The following is a 19,368-nucleotide window of genomic DNA, read 5'->3' on the forward strand; positions in this document are numbered from 1 at the left end:
AGCGCTCCATGGAGAAACTCCCTTATAATCCATCTGTCAGGGCTGAATCTCAGATCAGGGGCTCACAAGGAAGGTGGGGTGGGCGCACCGCTTACCATTAAATCGTGGAATCAAACACCAATGAGATTCCAATGTTTACAACTGTAGCATTGACAAATTTAGGAAAATACCTGTGTTTGTTTCCCGTTTGATGTCTATAATTGCCACATTTCGTCAGCAGAAAAATACGTTACTGCCAAGTAAGTTATTGATATTATTTGGTAATATGTGGTAGAGGCTTTAATTCGATCCAATTTAAAGCAATAATTCACTTATGGATTCGACCTTTTTTGAGTATGTTTATTAGATCTTAATAATTTTCAAAATTTCGAGGTCGCATTCATGCCGCTCACAAATGCATCCGGATCGACAATGTCGTTTGTCGCGCATATTGATGATGATCTGCTCTTTCAAAACCCAGATATCCAAGAAAGCATATCTTCGGGCGGAGGGCACACCACTGTCTATTTGACTGCAGGAGATGCTGGACGGGATTCTGCTCACTGGATCGCGCGCGAAGCTGGGGCAAAAGCAGCATATGGAGAAATGGCTGGTGCAAATGATTGGGTAGATGCGGTTGCCACCTTCGGGAATTCTGAAAACCGCGTTGAAATACAAACATCTTATCTAGAGAGTCAGCCTGAGGTTCGATTGTACTTCCTCCGACTGCCGGATGGAAACCCCCGCGGCACTGGTTACGACATCACTGGTGAACAGAGCTTGGAGCAACTTTGGGAAAGTGAAATTGAAACAGTTACAAGCGTGGATGGTGAGAACACATTAACTGCAGATCAGCTCTCGGGAATTTTGGTCGGCTTAATGAACCAGCACATGCCAGATGAAATCTTGATTCAGGATCATAGCTCTGAATATGTTGAAACAAACCATTCTGACCATGTGGTTGCGTCGCAATTTGTTTACGATGCGCAACAATATTATGGTTCAGAGCACGAGGTCCACTCATATTTAGAATACGCTACATCCAGCTTACCTGAGAACCAATCCCCTGAAGAGGCTCAAGAAACTCTTGAAGCTTACTATGCCTATACTCGCGGTTATTCTGGCGAAACCGATCCGGATATCACCCCAGTAATACCCGATAACTACTTGGCGTGGACATCAAGGCACTATCACGTGGACAACCTGAATGATCCCGACAACGGAACTGTCAAAATACCAGATTTTGCGGTCCTTGATTTCATCTCAGAGGCGCCCCTTGCCATGAGAAAAGATGTGGTTCCTTGCTTCACCCCGGGTACACTGATCGCCACTTCACAAGGTGAACGAAAGGTTGAGGATCTTGTGGCTGGTGACCGCGTAGTGACCCGTGACCATGGGTTTCAAAAAATTCTTTGGATAGGCCGGCGCAACATCTCTAAAGACGAGCTTGCTGCAAAAAAGCACTTACGACCTATCGTCATCCGTCGAGGAGCTCTTGGCCAACAACTACCAGAACGTGATTTGATTGTATCTCCACAGCATCGCGTACTTGTAAGAAATCCGAATGCGACTCTTTACCTTGATGAAACTGAAGTTTTAGTTGCGGCTAAACACTTGACGAATATCGATGGGATTGATGTAATTGAATCATTGGATACAATTTATATCCACCTCTTGTTTGAGCAGCATGAATTAGTCTTATCGGACGGTATATGGACCGAAAGCTTCCAACCAGGTGAGCTGTCAATGCTCGGTTTTAGCAAAGCATCGCGTAGAGAAATTTTTGAACTATTTCCCAGCCTTGCAACACCAACCGGAATTGATTCATTCCCTTCCACTCGTCGCCATCTCAAAAACTACGAAGCCTTAGTTGTTACGACTTGAAGATGCGAAGGAGGCATCGTCAGTTATCGGCGTTTCTGGCATCGAAAGCCGAGGGGCCTAGACCTCAGGTTCTGTCGCAAGTTTTGATAGAGGTCGGATCCATGGATTGGGCTAGGCTCAGGACCCATTGATATACTTGAGACTATCTGGCCTGTATGATTCAAACTCCTCAAGTTGAGGGGGTCAGATTGGCTGACGAATGGCGTCAGCAAAAGGACGGCTCTTTGCATTCAGTGCTGCATAGGTCGCCCGGCAGTAATTTCAGCACAATCACTCATCCTTTCAATCGTGCGCAAACTGCGTCCACAAATATCACCTCGGCATATCCAGATGATTACTTCATTGGCACCGACGGCGCGCAAAGCGACCAGCGGTGCCTTTAAAATCAACGGTCAATCAACTGGAGGACAGCGCCGCAAGAGCGCATCGGACAACCACCCAGGCTGATGCCTCCTCGCCGCCTGAACCTTTTCGACCTGTGCATCGGAGGAATTCACCGGAAAGGGCAAAAATCGGAGCTTGCAGCCCAATCAGTCCAAATTGGCGACTTTCCCAATAGGCTCCAAGCCTGCTTTGACGGCCCTTTCTATTCAAAGCCCCAAGTTTTTCTAGAGTCTTGTTTGAGCATCTTTTGTTCCAATTGACCAAGGTAAGCTTGGGCCGCAATCGGATCGTTTCCGTGCTTTTCCAGTGCGGACCGCCATACCCGAAGTGCAGAGCGCGGCGACCACGGGAGCACGGCTTGCCTGAGCCATACGCGCAAATCCGTTGGCAACCGATCATACATCGCCATTGGGTTTACTGCTCGTCTTGAGCGGGGTAAACTTGTTCGAGCATTGCTTTTACGGCGGGTTAAAGCATCTTTTTGCATTAACGGGCCCATCACTCTGTTGCAGGTGCGCGACGCCATGCCGGAAAAGGGTCTGGCAGGTTGGCCCAAATATCGGGTGTAAATGCCTGCGCATTTTCAACAAGGGCCGCATCCAGCACGCTCGTGATGGCCGCTTTGTCCATCCCCGCACCGATAAACACCAATTCTTGACGGCGATCACCAAAAGGCTCTTGCCAATGATGTGTCAAATATTCGACCGCTTGCGGGGTCGAAGGGCGGCGATCTTCGGGAACGGTTGCCCACCAAGTGCCCATTGGCTTAATGCTGCTTAATGCACCTGCAAGCGAAAATTCTGCCAGCCAATCGGGGCGCGTCGCGATCCAAAAATGACCCTTGGCCCGGATGACGCCCGGCAACGAACCGTTCAGGACGTCGTGTATTTTTTGCGGGTCAAAGGGGCGGCGTGCGCGGTACACAAACGAAGAAATCCCGAACTCTTCGGTTTCAGGAATGTGATCCGCGAAGCCGTACAGCTCTTTTGCCCAAAGAGGGTTCTCATGTGCGGTGTCAAAGTCAAATAGGCCCGTATCAAAAATGCGGTCATGTGGGACCTTGCCATAATCAGCCTCAATAATTTGCGCATCTGGGTTCAGCGCAACAACGATCAGACGCGCCGCCTCAAGGTTGGCAGGTCCAGCGTCATTGGCTTTGTTGAGGATCACCACATCCGCAAACTCAATCTGTTCGACCAACAGATCAACCAGCGTGCGATCATCACCTTCCCCCATCACCTCACCACGGTCGCGAAGAAAATCGTGACTGGCGTAGTCCTTCAGCAGATTGACCGTATCAACAACAGTGACCATCGTGTCCAATCGCGCCACATCAGACAGGCTCACCCCATCTTCATCGCGAAAATCGAATGTCGCGGCTACGGGCAGTGGTTCAGAAATACCTGTGGATTCAATGAGGAGGTAATCAAAACGCCCCTCTGCTGCGAGGCGGCTAACTTCTTGCAATAGATCGTCACGAAGCGTGCAGCAGATGCACCCGTTTGTCATTTCCACCAGCGTTTCTTCTGTATGGCTCAGGTTCGCGCCACCGTCGCGAATGATGTCAGCGTCGATGTTGACCTCCGACATATCATTTACAATTACGGCAACACGGCGCCCGTCTCGGTTTTGTAGGACTTCATTCAGAAGCGTCGTTTTGCCAGCCCCCAAAAAGCCCGAAAGGACAGTAACAGGAAGGCGTGTATCTGTGGTCACCGATTGGATGTTCATTCTGGCTTGGCCTTTGGTTTGGGATTTTCAGCTTTGGCACGCCTACCGAAAGCGGCAAGCGTGCTGCGTTGATGTGTGGGTTAATGCGCAATCATGCTTTGTGCGATCTCAGCACCGCTCAGATCAGCCGGAAAATATGTCGGCCAATTGGTGACTTCTGTCAGCAATTTTGCACGGTCATCGCCCCAGTAAAGGTGGTAGTGGTCCGACTTGGTCGGCACCATGATATGATCGCTGAACTGGATGAACTGCGGCGCGGCTTCGTCACCACCCGACTTTTCAAAGACGTAACGCACGCCTTGATTGCCGGATTCATAAGTCAGAATTTCGTACCCGTCGTTTTCGTACTGCCCCTGAGTGGGTTTGCCATCCTGAAAAAAAGTCACGCTGGATCCGTCAATCAGAATGCGCTCCACCTCTGTGGTATAGCCCGTGTTGTAGTATGCACGATATTCTTCGACGGTCTTGTCTCCGTCTTCTGCCTTATGCGCAAGCACGGCGTCCAAAGTACCGTCTTGTAAGAACGGGTAAATCGACTGCCAATTGTTTTCCCAATCTGACAGGTCTCGGGCCTGCACATCTGCTTCATCTACCAGCGACGGCTTATGGTTGTGATGTTCGTGCTTATGGGTGTCCGTTGTCGCAGAATTTGACGTTTGGGCGGGAGCCTGCGTTGCCAATGTGACCCATGCGCCGATTGCGATGACGGCTGCAGGTTTGATGATGAAGTGTAGCAAAAGATATCTCCGGTTACTCAATGATTCGTAATGTTATGACATAACATATGCATATCTAGATTCACTTTGAGCCTTTGGCAAGGCGGCAACCAATAGGGTAATCTGGCCAATTTGTGGAGGCGTTTGCAACTAGAACTACGCAGCCATTTGGTGCTTGAAAGCCCATGCTGCCAACGTTTCACTGTGATATTCTGGGCCGTTGTCCACACGTATCATCGCTGGTTTTCCTCGCCACTGGATGATCTGGTCCAGGGTCTGCACAACCCGTGGAGACGGCGCGAAAAATCAACTTCGATGGCCAAAATTTCGCGATTGAAGTCATCCGAAACGTTTAGCGTTTTTAAGGATTTACCATTTCACAGATGGCAGCCATAAAGTCAATTTACAACGCCTGATTCGGGCTGTCTGGCACCAATTAAGAATCTGGGCGGTCGCGCTTGAGCCGCTTCTTGGGCTTGAGTATCACCCGACAGGGTATTGCGCATAAATGTCCCGAGAGGGGTGCAAGTTCAGCTTTAACCCGCAATAGATGCTCTAGCCCCTCTTATGGTTCCAGCCAAAGCCCTTCAAACTGAAGGTCGGGGTTAAGTTGTTTCCATTGATCTAAAAATAAAGCGTCAAATCAATGATTTGCAGGCGTATTATTTTGCCTCGAAGCAAAGATCCCACAGAAAACGGGGTTTTAAAAGCTACCCACGGCTGGCATATTAATTTACGCTTTTGGATGGCTTGATGGGCTTTTGTGAAGATATGCCGGACCTGAAGCCATGGACAAGGAAAGGGCGGAGCAATGGACTCCGCCCTCTGGCTTTTGCTTCTGAAATCACTTGATGGCTTGCGGCTCAAACTGTCCGTTCCTCGCATGCCGGTGATGCTGCGGTTCGACCCGACTTAAATGTGATCGGCACGCATCGTGGGGGGCAGAGAAAATCGGTACGGTACATCTGGAGATGTATTGACGGTGTAGCAAAGGACAACCCGTTTTTGAGAAAGCAAGGGCCGATGCATGACGCGCCGGCCCGGAACGGCCATCAAACGGACTGCATATCGAGCGCCTTGCCATCGTATTTTCCGGTAGTCGCAGCTCTGGCCAGAACCCGCGCCACGTCCGAGCGGCTGGCCCTGGCGGTTTTGTCGACCTCGCTTCCCAAAATTACATCGCCACTTGTCATATCTGTAAGCGCAACGGGCCGCAGGATCGCATAGTTTAAACCTGAGCCCTTCAAGTGCTCGTCCGTATCGTGCTTTGCTTTCAGATAGTGTGCTAGATCGCCGGACGGATTACTCTGGTCGGCCCCGACCGAGCTGAGCATGACAAACCGCTCAACTCCAGCCTCTTTGGCAAGATCAACCAACCGCATTGCACCGTCGCGGTCGACCTTATCGGTCATTTCGGAACCAGTAGATCCACCAGATCCTGCCGCAAAAACAACTATATCCGCTCCGTTGCAAACGCCCGGTTGCAGATCAGTCAGGTCGGCATGTCGCAGGGTTGTTGCATCGGGCAGTTGGCTGGTGTCAGAGCTTTCGCGTACCAGAGCGGTAACTTTGTGGCCTTGGTCCACGATCTCTTGGGTCAGAAGACGTCCGGTTTTGCCGGTGGCACCGGCGATAAGAATACTCTTGGTCATTTCATTTCCTTTTTATGTCAGACAGGCGGCGCCATGGGGCCTGAGGCCTGAGTAGCAGTGATGTAGCCGGGCTGTTCTTGGAGTGCTTCCCAATACGCCGCGATGGAAGGGTGCTCACTCAGGAGATCAAGGCGCGCCAGAAGCGCTACGATGTAGGACATCTGAATGTCTGCCAGCATCGCTTGATCGCCAAAAAGTAGCGGGCCGTCACCGGTGAATTCGGTAATATAGTCGAGATGGAGGCTCAGCGCTGCACGCGCTTGATCCGGCACCGGTTCGCCATCAAATGCAGGCAAGATCGCCTGCAAGGCTACCTCGGCGAAGGAGGCCTCCACATAATCCAGCAACGCTTCGTGTTTCCAATAAGCGGGTGTGCCCTGTAACGGGGTGTGGCTATTATCACCGTATTTTGCCGCGAGGTAACGCAAAATAGTCGCGGATTCGGCGACCATTTCGCCTGCGTCCTCGATGACGGGGGATTTCCCCAAAGGGTGAATCCGCTTCAGTCCATCCGGTGCGTGGAAGCTTGCAGTGCGGTCATAGTCGATCCGGTTGCAAGGTTGGCCAAGATCAGCCAGCAGCCATAATACCCGGGTCGCACGGGAATATTTGAGAGCGTGGAGTGTGATCATGGCAAAAAGATCGCTTTTGCGTTTGTGAATTCTTTCATACCAAAGCCTCCGTGTTCGCGGCCATAGCCCGAGTTTTTAACACCGCCGAACGGCATATTGGGATCGGCCGCCCCAAACGAGTTGATGCGTACCATGCCAGTATCAAAATGGTCGCGGGCAAGTTTCAGCGCGTGTTCCTCATCTTTGCAAAAGATCCCGCCACCAAGCCCATATCGGCTGTCATTGGCAATGCGCATGGCGTCCTCGTTGTCTTTGGCGCGGATCACCGCGGCCACCGGACCAAAAATCTCGTCGTCATAGGCGGGCATTCCGGGCGTCACATCAGCCAGTACAGTGGCGGGATAATAGGCGCCCGTGCGATCGGGCACGCTACCACCACAGAGAACCTTGGCCCCTTTGGTAATGCTTTGCTCCACTTGCTGCTTCACAGTGTTGAATTGTTCCTCGCTGGAGAGCGGCCCAAGTTGCGTTTCCTTATCTGTTGGATCGCCCAGAGTGACCGCCTGCATCTGCTCGGTGAAGGCCGCTACGAATGTGTCGTAAACCTTTTCGGTCACCACAAATCGCTTGGCGGAAACGCAGGTTTCACCATTGTTGTACAGGCGCCCCATGACCGAATATTTGACGGCGGTTTCGATATCCGCGTCTTCCAAGACCAGATAGGCGTCGTTCGATCCAAGCTCCAGCACTGTTTTTTTCAAAGCCTTGGCCGCCACGCTGCCGATATGGCGCCCTGCCGCGTCACTGCCAGTCATGGTAACGCCGCGCACCAAAGAATGTTCGATCAGGGCATCACTGGTATCATGGTCAATCAAGATCACCTGAAACAAGTCTTCGGGGAGGCCGGCCTCAATACACAGCTCGCGCAGGCGCAGGCCCGATCCTGTGCAGATGCTGGCGTGCTTCAGGACACAGCCGTTGCCCGCCATAAGGTTCGCCGCCAGTACACGCACAGGCTGGTACAGCGGAAAGTTCCACGGTTGGATCGAGTATATCACGCCGATAGGTTGATAGCTGACAATGCCGCGCGCTTCATTCTGGCCATGTGTGCGTTCTTCGTCAGCCAGAACATCGGGTCCATGCTGCGCGGTATATTCAAAAATTGCTGCACAGATTTCGACTTCGGTCTTGCCATCCTTGATCAGTTTGCCGGTCTCACGGGTCATCAGCTCTGCCAATTCATCGGAGTGCTCGCGCAAAACCTCCGCGATCCTTATCAGGTGGGTCGCGCGTTCTTTATGCGTCTTTGTTCGCCAGTCCAGAAAGGCCTCGTGCGCAGCTTCAAGCTTTTGTACGGCCTCGTCCTTTGTCATCAGTGGATAGGTTTCAATCACCGCACCAGTGGCGGGGTTCATTGTTGTGATCGTTGACATGATGTCTCCTTTCAGCTTTCAAGCGTTGGAGAGACAACACAAAGGTCGGGGCTTGGTTCCTGACCGACACACCTCTGAGCCGGTAAGTCACAGAAACGTTATTGCGCAGCTTTGCTTTGACCGTACGTTCGGGGGTGACATCAGATCACGTTGGCTTACCTGGTACCCCAACGTCATGACGTAAGAAGGAGACCTGACTATGACTACCACTGGTAAACAATTGTTCACCACGCTCGAAGCTGACGGCACGCTGACCGTCGCGGTTGAGGATGTGACCTTTGACGCCCCCACCAGCAACCAAGTTCTGGTGAAAATGGAAGCTGCACCGATCAACCCATCCGACCTTGCCATTCTGGTTGGCGGGGCGGACCTTGAAAACGCAGAATACACGCCTGGCAAGTTTGTCGCCAAGATGCCCGAGGGGGCAAATGCGGCTTCAAAAGCGCGCCACGGGATGAAGCTGCCCGCCGGCAACGAAGGGGCCGGCACCGTGGTTGAGGCTGGTGACAGCGCAGCTGCGCAGGCTCTTATTGGGCAGCGCGTGTCTTGCGTACCAGGCAACGCCTATAGTCAGTATTGCTTGGCCGATGCCTCCATGTGTCTGCCTCTTGGCGATCACTCCGCCGAAGAGGGGGCCAGCGCCTTCGTCAACCCGATGACTGCGCTTGGCTTTGTCGAAAATGCCAAGGCCGATGGGCAGGACGCTATTTTGCATACGGTAGGTGCGTCAAACCTCGGGCAGATGCTGACACGCATCTGTAAAGAGGACGGACTCGGACTGGTAAACATCGTGCGCAAGAGTGAACAGGTTGACCTGCTGAAAGGTATCGGGGCGACGCATGTGGTCAATTCTTCCGACGACGACTTTATGGATCAACTGAGCGGGGCCATTCGTGACACGGGTGCCTTCTATGGCTTTGACCCCGTTGGCGGTGGCAAGCAGGTCGATATGTCGTTCAGGGCGATGGAGCGGGTCGCGGTTGAGCAGATGACCGAATTTTCGCGCTATGGTTCGAACCAGCAGAAGCGCATGTTCATCTACGGTCGCCTTGACACAAGCCCAACTGTCCTGACGCCGTCCTACGGGTTCGGCTGGACGCTGTCGGGTTGGCTTCTGTTCCCCTTCCTACAGTCCGTCGGGCAGGAAACTATGGGCCGTATGCGGCAGCGTGTGCGCGACAATCTTACCACCACCTTCGCCAGCAACTACAAATCGCGCGTCTCATTGGAAGACATGCTGAAGAAAGAAGCAGTGATGGATTACCGCGCCATGAAGACGGGCGAAAAATACCTCGTAACGCCCTGGGCCTAAGCCATAACGGAGCGGCGCTGCTCTTGAAGGGTGGCGCTGCTCTTTTTAAAGGCCAGCCTTCATGAGTGTTGACTGCGTCATTCTCGCAGGGAACTTTTCATACGCCGAAATCGATCGCTGCGTATCCCCCAGTTCCCCGCTTGGTCGGTTGAATGTGCGGCCCATTGCGAACCTTCAACGATTGATTGATTGGATGCTGCGGCGGAGCTTCCCGAAAACCAATATTGGCGGGTTAAAGCAGCATTTCGGTAGGCCCGAGAACTGTTATGCATACAAAACCGACCCTTAGAACTAAGGCGTTTTTTCTGTCATCATTTCATCCACCTATGCCGCAAAACTCCCACAACAAGCTGTAATCGATATTTATGCAATCAAGATGAGTCCTTTGGGGAGGTCTCGTTATTACTCGATTTCAGTTGATATTATGATCTCGTTTTAAATCGAGGATATGCACGTCCAGCTCTGATCTCATCTTTCCGTAATCCATAAGGCACGGAGTTCCCCACCTGACTTGTAGTGGGTCGTAGGACTCGATGAGGGGCACCGGCAGTCCTTCTAGGAGAAGATGACAAGCTCGACGGACGGAGCTGACGTTTTCGTCGTATAAATGGTTATCCCTGGAACGACCGAAAGCATGGTCGGCCATGTATCCTGCCAGACGTAAGGAACTCTCCTCCATTGCTGAGGTTGGTTTGAACAGGCCCAAGCAGATTTCTCCCGCCAGAAAGAGCATTTGCGACTCCTTTTCTCTGGCTGGAAGCTTCAGAAATGTTTCGTCAGGGATGATCATGGCTTACTCCGATGGTAGATATATGGTTTTTGCTCAATAGCTTGGGCTTGGCCCGTTGGTTCGGTCATCTTTTTGGTTATTCCTCAAATTCACAGGTAAACTGTTTCAAGCTGTCGATCGGTGGGAGCTGACCTGGATAACCGATGGACACGTTTTTCACGATAGTCTTGCCGATGCTGAACGAGACCCGGTGGTGCGTATGGCCGTACAGCCAGCGGTCAGGCTGATGTTTCAAAATCAAACTTTCCAGATCAGAAGCATAACAAGGCCCCATACTGGGGGCGTCTTTGAGCGCATTTATATGTGGGGCGTGATGGGTGATGACGGTCGTCTCACCCTCAAACGGTTCCGACAAACGTTCGTCCAGCCACTTACGATGATCGCTGTGGATTTGCGCGGTCTGAGCAGGGGTGAGCTTTCTGTAACCGCCAGCGGCAAACCGAATGTAGTGATAATCGTTCATGTGACTGGCAGCACGTCTGAAGCCTTCGGCCCTATCGCCATAGATGTCGAAATCAGTCCACAACGTGCAGCAAAGGAAGCGGTTGGCACCATAAATCAGCTCGGATTTCTGAACGAAACTGGCGTTATTGGCAGCGGCAACCTCCCGTAATTTTTCCTCTCGGTCGATGCTGCCATCGTAATAGTCATGATTGCCGGGCATCACGAAGATCTGGGCGTTAGGAAGCCGATCGGCAAGCCATGGCAGGCAGTGGCTCCACCGCTTATGGGCCTTATTGCTCAGGTCTCCTGCGATCACGCAGTGGGTGATGCCTTCCAACTGCTCGGCGGGAACTTTCTCGAAAGGGTTCATCTGCTGCCCGAGGTAGAGGTCAAGATGTAGATCCGCGAGGGTTAAGAGCTTCATGTGACTTGTCCGATAGGTGGGGTGGGTATTGAAAGTTGGTAGGAGACGCGGGTAACGATCCCGCCCGTCTACGCTTATCTGGCGCTCCGGGCTTATAAGGCCCAGCCGCACACCTGTGCTGTCTCCCAAGGTTGAAAGATCAGCGTATGAGGTGAGGCAGCAGGATGCTGCGGCGGATAATATTTGGAAGGTATGTCAAAGGAAGCGTCCAGACTGTGGATATACAACATCGTTGCGCATCCATTTGAGGATGCGTTCAGCGTGGTGTGTGTATGAGAGCCATAATCTTCAACATGCGCAAAACATGTCGGAGTAAACGCAGTGTGTCAAACATTAAATTGGATCAACTGGATGGAATATGGATGGAAGGTTCATACGATCAGGCTGGCAGTGAGCACGTAAAGCCGATCTTTTATAGCAGAACAGTCTGACTGTAGGCCGTTTCAGGAATGAGAGGACTGTGGCGATTCATACACAGTTAAGGGGGGTGCATTCCGTTTTCCTTTAGAAAGCTTGACGTAAGCTCTTCAAAAGACGCTACTTATTCACACTGTATTAAAGGTACTGAGTAATTTTGTTGTCCGCCTCCCTTCAACACCAATTACGAATCGCTGAATTTCAATTCAGCTTTGAAAGTACCAACAGTGATAACATCAGGACGTGGACATGCTATTGGCAGCCGAGGCTCAGCGCTCGGACGGCAGCATCATGTCCTCAAACCACTGTTGATCTCTCACGAGGGGCAACATCGGCCCAGCCGCTGCCTCAAGGACACACTTAAACTTCGAGATTTGACCAAAGCCCTATCGCGCATCCTGCCCAGATCAACAGTCTGCAGACATCTTCGCGGCCATGGCAGGCAAAAGGGGGCGGTACGGCAGGTCCAGCCCGCCTTGCCCGAATATCGTTTCGTTTGCCGCACCAATGTGAAGTCATTTTACGCCTCCATTGATCACGACAAACTGCCGACGCAGGTGGCGCGCCACGTTACCAGCCGACCAATGATGAACCTGTTGGTGCAATACATGCGCCGCACAGTTGAATATGGTGGCACATTTCGCGAGGTCTCCTGTGGTATTACGGCTGGCTGTTGTCTCAGTCCATTGATGGGAGCGTTTCATTTACATGATCTGGACGTGGCAATGACAACGCGTCACTCGGGCTGTTTCTATATCCGTTACATGGATGACATTCTGATCATGGCCCCCAGCCGCTGGAAATTGCGTCGTGCCATCGCAGCCATGAACAGGGAGCTCGCAGCCTTGGGCCTGCGTCAACATCCTGACAAAATAACCATCGGGCCAATTGCCCGAGGTTTTGACTTTCTCGGTTATCACCATGCCCCTACAGGACTACGCCTGTCAGCGGTCACGGTGAAACGCCACCAAGAAAAACTGACCCGGCTTTATGAGCCGTACCACAGACAGTTGCGCGCCTATCGCAACGGCTGGGGTGGGCAGTCAACCATACCAGGCCGCCATGATGCGGCTTGGGCTTATCTCAACAAACGACCTGTTGTCACTTCGCATGAAGATATCACGCAGCTGCTGAAGGTCTACCAAAGGCGGTTCTACCGCTGGGCCTCTGGAGGGCTGGAAACATGTGGAAAAAACTATTTGCCGGTCTGATTGCTGTTACGCTTGCGACAGCAGGGTCGACTGCCTACGGGTTCAACCGAGGCGACATCGGGGCATTCACAGTGCAATTCGGCGCGGATTGTTGGATTGAAGGCACCAATCCGTACGATACCTTAAACGCTTACGTTAGGCTCACAGCCTCCGGTGTCACATATCACGCTGGGGGCAGCCATTTCAAAGACGGTGTGATAGTTTCATCTAGGCCTATTACGCTTGACCTGCTGCAAGCGTGCGTGGGGGAGGCTTCGGTGATCTCAAACCTGACGCAGAACGGGGCAGACGGCTCGTTTTATACCGACGACTACATCGGCTTGAGCTACAGACAAACATTCCCCTCGGGTGCGTCATACATGAAAGAGCGGCAAGTGGGTGCCGGCTCGATGCCCGCGAACGTTATCCCTACCGCCGATGCAGGTACGGCTGTTGCTGTGGCGTCCGGCACGCAGGTTACGCTGAATGGGTCCGGAACGGATAGTGATGGCACCATTGACAGCTATGCCTGGAACCGCAATGGCGGAACAGGTACCGGGGAAACATTTACGGGTGAGACCACCGCCGAGCCAAGCTTCACAGCCCCGACCTTGCAGTTCGGCGATGTGGATCAGACTTTCATCTATGATCTCGTTGTTTCAGATAATCTGGGTGCGGTTTCTGCTGCCTCAAGCGTCACAATCACTGTGACAGCTCCAGCAGACACAGAGCCGCCGGTGATTTACGCCACGCCCGGTTTCGTAAGTATTGGCACCGATCTCGGAAAAATCACTGCTTCAGTTGCTCTTTACGCGAGTGTAATCGATACTTCAGGTGAGGTGATCGAGCCTGTCTTCACATTAAATGGCTCAACGATCACAAGCCCTCATGTTTTCCCAGTTGGGACTTCGACAGTAACTGTAACGGCGCAAGATAGCGCAGGTAACAAAGCGACGCCTCAACAATTCGACGTCAACGTGACAGATCGCGAAGGCCCTGTGATTTCAGCCCTCTCGGAGGTCTCGGTGAACACCGATGCGGGGTCGCATACTGCCTCTCTTACAATGTCTGCCACGGTAACGGATAACTCAGGCGAGACCATTACACCCACCTTCACCTCAGGTTCTTTTCCCCTCTTGAACCAGCACGATTTCCCTATCGGAACAACTACAGTTACGGTCAGGGCGAATGATCTCGCGGGTAACGAAGCCGTGCCGGTACAATTCGACGTGACCGTGACGGATGCCGAAGCACCAGTTATTTCCGGGACTTCGAATGTCTCCGCAAACACCAATCCAGGCGCGAGCACCGCATCGGTGACATTGAATGCAACGGTAACAGATAATGCACTTATTGATCCCTCCCCTGTATTCACAGCGAACGGCGCAACAATCACGAGCCCCCATAACTTCCCGATTGGGACAACAACTGTCACCGTAACGGCGCAGGATGTTGCGGGTAACGCCGCGACGCCTGTGAACTTTGATGTGATCGTGACAGATGTAGGCTTTCCGGAAATTTCCGGAACATCAGATGTCTCCGTGAATACGGATGCAGGCGCGAATACCGCCTCTGTTGTGTTGAACGCGACGGTAACCGACAATTCAGGTGAGATGATTACCCCTGTTTTCTCCGTATACGGATCACCCGTCACCAGCCCGCGCAGCTTCCCGATTGGGACAACGACGGTAACAGTGACCGCGCAAGATAGTGTAGGCAATGCGGCGACGCCGGTGACCTTCGATGTGACTGTGACCGATGCAGAAGTTCCAGTAATTTCTGGCACGTCAAATGTCTCCGTAAACACCGATGCAGGCGCGAATACTGCCTCTGTCGTGTTGAATGCGACAGTAACGGATAATTCCGGCGAGACGATCACGCCCGCCTTCACAGTGGACGGCTCAGCAATCACAAGCCCACATAGCTTTCCGATTGGGACAACAACGGTAACGGTAGGCGCGCAAGATAGTGCGGACAATGCGGCGACGCCGGTGACCTTCAATGTCACCGTGTCAGACGCAGATGCTCCGGTCATCTCCAGCACGTCAGATGTCTTGGTGAACGCCGCAGCTGGAACCAGCACAGCCTTGGTGCCTTTAAATGCTACGGTTTCCGACAACTCTGGAGAGACGATCACACCTGTTTTCTCCGTATACGGATCACCCATCACGAGCCCGCGCAGCTTCCCGGTTGGGACAACAGAGGTAACCGTGACCGCGCAAGATAGCGCAGGCAATGCGGCGACGCCGGTAACCTTCAATGTCATTGTAGCAGATGCAGAAGCTCCGGTAATCTCCGGTACTGCGGACATCTCGGTGGACGCCGATGCAGGTGCGAATACCGCTTCTGTAGCGTTTACAGCGTCGGCGACGGATAATTCAGGTCACCTGATCATGCTTGAATTCTCAGTCGACGGCTCAACAGTCACCAGCCCTCATACCTTCCCGGTCGGGACAACCACGGTAACAGTGAACGCCAGAGACGGCGCAGGTAACACAGCGACGCCGGTGAGCTTCAATGTCACCGTGTCTGATGCAAATGCACCCGTGATTTCCGGTACCGCGGACATCTCGACAAACACCGATGCGGGTGCAAACACAGCCTCGGTGCCCTTAAATGCGACGGTATCCGATGATTCAGGCGAGACGATCGTGCCTGCCTTCACAGTCGACGGTTCACCCGTCACGAGCCCGCATGCCTTCCCTCTTGGGACAACAGCGGTAACGGTGAGCGCGCAAGACAGCGCAGGCAATGCGGCCACTCCGGTGACCTTCAATGTAGTTGTTGCTGACGCCGGTGCTCCGGTCATCTCAGGCACCGCGGATGTCTCTGTGGGCACCGATGCAGGTGCGAACACCGCTTTTGTTGTGTTGAATGCCTCGGTAACGGATAACTCGGGTGAGACACTCACTCCTGTCTTTACGGCCGACGGTTCTGCAGTCACAAGCCCGCACAGCTTCCCTGCCGGTACAACAACGGTAACGGTGAGCGCACAAGACAGCGCAGGGAACGTAGCCACGCCAGTGACCTTCGATGTCACCGTGACTGACGCGGGCGCTCCGGTCATCTCCGGCATTGCGGATGTCTCTGTGAACACCGATGCGGGTATGAACACAGCTTCTGTTGTGTTGAACGCGACGGTAGCGGACAACTCGGGTGAGACGATTACGCCCACCTTCACGGTAGGCGGTTCAACTGTCACAAACCTGCACAACTTCCCTATCGGGACAACAAAGGTATCCGTGACCGCGCAAGACAGCGCAGGTAACGCAGCGACGCCGGTGACCTTCAACGTGACCGTTGCTGATGCAGGCGCACCAGTCATCTCCGGTACCGCGGATATCACTGTGAACACCGCCTCGGTTGTGTTGAATGCCACGGTAACGGACAACTCGGGCGAGATGATCGCACCTGTCTTCACAGTGGATGGATCAGCAGTCACAAGCCCTCATGTCTTCCCTGCAGGGAAGACAACGGTAACTGTCACGGCGCAAGACAGCGCAGGCAATGCAGCGACGCCTGTAAGCTTCAACGTGACCGTGGCTGACGCAATTGCACCCGTGATTTCCGGTACATCCGATGTCTCGGTAACCACCGATGCAGACGTGAACACCGCCTCTGTTGTGTTGAACGCAACGGTATCGGATAACTCTGGTGAGACAATCACACCTGAGTTCTCAGTGGACGGTTCAGCAATCACAAGCCCGCATGCCTTCCCTGTTGGGACGACAGAGGTCACTGTGACGGCACAGGATAGCGCGGGCAATCAAGCAACGCCTGTGGTCTTCACGGTTGTGATTCAGGATACAACTGTTCCAGCTCAACCTGTCGCGTCGGCTCCTACATCAACTCCGGATGGCCGCCCCAACGTGTCAGGAACGGCTGAACCCGGCAGTATTGTGACCGTCACCTTCCCAGATGGAAGCACGCAATCGGTAACCGCTGACCCTGTAACAGGTGCATTCTCTCTCGTGGCCCATGCTGCGCAGAGATCCGGCGATATTACCATCGTTGCAGCAGATGCCGCTGGTAACGTTTCCCAAACCTTGACCCTCAAGTTTGCCGGAGATGATGTCGCGCCAACAGTTACGATTGCAGCATTGAGCGGCCCCGTGAATGGGACCTATACCGCAGCGATTACACTCTCCGAGGCCAGCAGTGACTTCACTGCATCCGACCTCGCTCTGGTCAATGCGGATGCCACGCTTACTGGATCCGGATTGAACTACATCGCGATCGTGACACCTACGGCTGATGGCGAGGTCAGCTTGTCTGTTCCAGCTGGTGTTCTTAATGATGCGGCAGGCAACCCGAATACGGCCTCGAATGTGGTCAAGGTAATGCATGATGCAGTTGCGCCTACCGTAAGCATCACGGGCGCGCCAGAGTCCGCGGCGTCCTCGTCAAGCTTCGCTGTCACAGTGACATTCTCTGAGGATGTCATTGGGTTCGATGGCGCAGATATGGCCACCAAAAACGCCCGGGTCACCGGAGTGAGCGGAAGCGGTTCTGTCTATGCAGTATCCTTGATCGCAACGGGCGCAGGTGATGTGATCCTCACGGTTCCTGCGAACGGTGCCTATGACGCTGCGGGTAACGGCAATCTGGCTTCCAATACGGTCAGCATCGACGATACGACCGTGGAGCGTACGCAAGAACTGATTGCCGGTTTCATGCAAACCCGCGTCAACCAGCTGGTGCGCAACCAGCCTGACCTGATGGCCTTCCTGTCAGGAAATGGTAAAGGGGAGCTCGATCTCTATGTGACACGTGGTTACGGCAATTTTGACTTTGCCTCGCGTCCTGACTATCCGGTCTGGGTTCGTGCAACCGGGGCATGGTCCAACGACGAAGATAGTAAGGGAAAGTATCTGTTCGGTGCCTTTGGCGGCCACCAAAAGATCAACGAAAACCTCTTGCTGGGTGGCATGCTCCAGTTCGACCACCTGACTGAGGAAACGGGTGTGGCCAAGATGAGCGGTACAGGCTGGATGGCTGGTCCTTACTTAGTAGCCAAATCCGCAAACCACCCGCTCCACTTTGAGGGTCGGCTGCTTTACGGGGAGACCAGCAACAAGATTTCTCCGTTTGGCACCTATGAGGACGACTTCGACTCCAAACGCTTTCTTGCCCAGTTCAAAGTCGCGGGTGAGATGGACTATGGCGCAACTATTCTGACACCGTTTTTTGACATTTCCTATACGACAGATGATCAAGAAGCCTATGAGGACACCATGGGCAATACGATCCCCAAGCAAGGTATCGAGCTTGGCCAGATCGAGTTCGGCATGGACTTCAACCGGACCATCTCGATCCCGAACGGGGAGTTCGAGCTCTGGGGTGGCGTGTCCGGTATCTGGTCACATACCAGTGGCAGCGGCTATGCTTCCACGGTGACCCCCGATTACGAAGGGGGGCGGGGGCGCGTCGAGCTTGGAGTAGGTTACGACCTTCCACATGGTCAGAGTTTCAATGCCGCAACCTTCTACGATGGGATCGGGGCAAACAGTTTCGAAAGCTTTGGCCTGAGTCTCGGGTATGAGGCAACGTTCTGATGATTGCGAAATGACGTTTTTGAAATCCCCTGACAGTCGACCATTCGATAGATCGGCTGTCAGGATGAACACTGCCTTCATCAAGGCGGTTACCTGGATATGCGAAGTATGACTTTCCTGAGAAAATATTCCTATCGCGGAAAGTTTGGTGTCCCGAATAAAAGATATGCTGTGGATGATTGCCAAGTTTCCAATTGAAATCAATGGGTCTTTTGCGCCGCAGAACAGCAAACAGCACATGAATGACGAAGCCAAAGAGATCAAAGATCAGCTTGAAGTTATGCTGTTAGAGACAGTTACGAACTCTGAATACGCATGCTCAAAAGTTTTACTGCGGTTTCGAAAAGCTCTGGGTTCTCTTGGGAGCGCGCGGCAAGTTGTGCGCCTTCTAATAACGATAGCGCGGCCGCGGACTCTAGCTGAGGTTCGCTGACGCCCGTAATTGATCCGTCGGTTCGACCTTTTTTGAACGCGGCAGTCATCCAATCGATCACCATTGTACGAAAGAGGTTGATTTGCTGAAGTACGTCGTCAGGCAGGCTGTCTCGGCTTGCGGAGAATGAGGCACAAAGACAGAGTTGCTTACCTCCGTTGCTGCCAGTTCTATATTGATCAATTAATGCAGAAAGCTGCGTGCCACCTGTTCCATTGCTGGCTATGATTTCGGCCCCTATAGCTTGAAAAGCTTCATGATACCGCTGCATCAGGGCGACGGAGAGTTTCGCCTTCGTTGGGAAATGGTGATGAATGCTTGCTTTGCGGATACCAACATCTTCAGCAAGATCGGCGTAGCTGAAACCATCGAAGCCCAAGGTGCGCGCTGCGTTCTCTGCGGAATTCAATAAAGCGGTTTTTGTGTCAAGCGTTGGCATTTTGGTTACCTGT

13 protein-coding genes and 1 pseudogene are annotated in these 19,368 nt (G+C 53.0%); 4 read left to right on the forward strand and 10 right to left on the reverse strand.

Annotated elements, in window-relative coordinates:
* The first annotated feature begins 411 nt into the window (after positions 1–411).
* Positions 412–1,863 carry a Hint domain-containing protein gene (locus GGR95_RS17855; protein ID WP_184568236.1) on the forward strand — a complete coding sequence of 484 codons (1,452 nt, stop codon included), beginning with the start codon at positions 412–414 and terminating at the stop codon, positions 1,861–1,863.
* Positions 1,864–2,449: 586 nt separating this feature from the next.
* Here GGR95_RS17855 and GGR95_RS18860 read toward each other — a convergent pair.
* From GGR95_RS18860 to GGR95_RS17880, 7 genes and pseudogenes are all read right to left on the reverse strand, one after another.
* Positions 2,450–2,773 (reverse strand): DUF6525 family protein, encoded by a 324-nt coding sequence (locus GGR95_RS18860; protein ID WP_343042395.1) that lies wholly within the window; start codon positions 2,771–2,773, stop codon positions 2,450–2,452.
* Entirely contained in the window at positions 2,746–3,978 is a 1,233-nt protein-coding gene (locus GGR95_RS17860) for a GTP-binding protein (RefSeq protein WP_184568237.1), read from the reverse strand. The genes GGR95_RS18860 and GGR95_RS17860 overlap by 28 nt, the downstream gene beginning before the upstream one ends.
* A gap of 80 nt (positions 3,979–4,058) precedes the next feature.
* The gene (locus GGR95_RS17865; protein ID WP_425506428.1) at positions 4,059–4,736 is read right to left on the reverse strand and encodes a metal-binding protein ZinT; all 678 of its coding nucleotides are present in this window, start codon (positions 4,734–4,736) and stop codon (positions 4,059–4,061) included.
* 123 nt (positions 4,737–4,859) lie between these two features.
* Positions 4,860–5,175 (reverse strand): annotated as a pseudogene (locus GGR95_RS18990) (DDE-type integrase/transposase/recombinase); the annotation flags it as partial.
* Positions 5,176–5,746: 571 nt separating this feature from the next.
* On the reverse strand, positions 5,747–6,346 hold the full coding sequence (locus GGR95_RS17870; protein WP_184568238.1) for an SDR family oxidoreductase: 600 nt from the start codon (positions 6,344–6,346) through the stop codon (positions 5,747–5,749).
* 17 nt (positions 6,347–6,363) lie between these two features.
* The gene (locus GGR95_RS17875; RefSeq protein WP_184568239.1) at positions 6,364–6,978 is read right to left on the reverse strand and encodes a glutathione S-transferase family protein; all 615 of its coding nucleotides are present in this window, start codon (positions 6,976–6,978) and stop codon (positions 6,364–6,366) included.
* Entirely contained in the window at positions 6,975–8,351 is a 1,377-nt protein-coding gene (locus GGR95_RS17880; RefSeq protein ID WP_184568240.1) for an NAD-dependent succinate-semialdehyde dehydrogenase, read from the reverse strand. The genes GGR95_RS17875 and GGR95_RS17880 overlap by 4 nt, the downstream gene beginning before the upstream one ends.
* A gap of 199 nt (positions 8,352–8,550) precedes the next feature.
* Here GGR95_RS17880 and GGR95_RS17885 point away from each other — a divergent pair, with 199 nt between their 5' ends.
* Entirely contained in the window at positions 8,551–9,663 is a 1,113-nt protein-coding gene (locus tag GGR95_RS17885; protein WP_184568241.1) for a zinc-binding dehydrogenase, read from the forward strand.
* Positions 9,664–10,075: 412 nt separating this feature from the next.
* Here GGR95_RS17885 and GGR95_RS17890 read toward each other — a convergent pair whose 3' ends face one another.
* Together GGR95_RS17890 and GGR95_RS17895 are read right to left on the reverse strand one after the other, a co-directional pair.
* Positions 10,076–10,453: a hypothetical protein gene (locus GGR95_RS17890; RefSeq protein WP_184568242.1), complete on the reverse strand. Its 378-nt coding sequence runs from the start codon at positions 10,451–10,453 to the stop codon at positions 10,076–10,078.
* A gap of 76 nt (positions 10,454–10,529) precedes the next feature.
* On the reverse strand, positions 10,530–11,321 hold the full coding sequence (locus GGR95_RS17895) for a metallophosphoesterase (RefSeq protein WP_184568243.1): 792 nt from the start codon (positions 11,319–11,321) through the stop codon (positions 10,530–10,532).
* A gap of 644 nt (positions 11,322–11,965) precedes the next feature.
* Between GGR95_RS17895 and GGR95_RS17900 the strand changes: the two genes are divergently transcribed.
* Both GGR95_RS17900 and GGR95_RS17905 read left to right on the forward strand, forming a co-directional pair.
* Positions 11,966–12,949, forward strand: coding sequence for a reverse transcriptase domain-containing protein (locus GGR95_RS17900; RefSeq protein ID WP_343042397.1), 984 nt, complete (start codon positions 11,966–11,968; stop codon positions 12,947–12,949).
* Positions 12,922–18,483, forward strand: coding sequence for an HYR domain-containing protein (locus GGR95_RS17905; protein WP_184568244.1), 5,562 nt, complete (start codon positions 12,922–12,924; stop codon positions 18,481–18,483). Before GGR95_RS17900 ends, GGR95_RS17905 begins: the two co-directional genes overlap by 28 nt.
* Positions 18,484–18,779: 296 nt before the next feature.
* On the opposite strand, the gene GGR95_RS17910 is transcribed toward GGR95_RS17905, so the two are convergent.
* Positions 18,780–19,355 carry a TetR/AcrR family transcriptional regulator gene (locus GGR95_RS17910; RefSeq protein ID WP_184568245.1) on the reverse strand — a complete coding sequence of 192 codons (576 nt, stop codon included), beginning with the start codon at positions 19,353–19,355 and terminating at the stop codon, positions 18,780–18,782.
* Between the last annotated feature and the right edge of the window lie 13 nt (positions 19,356–19,368).

This window comes from Sulfitobacter undariae, from assembly GCF_014196805.1.
Lineage (GTDB): Bacteria > Pseudomonadota > Alphaproteobacteria > Rhodobacterales > Rhodobacteraceae > Sulfitobacter > Sulfitobacter undariae.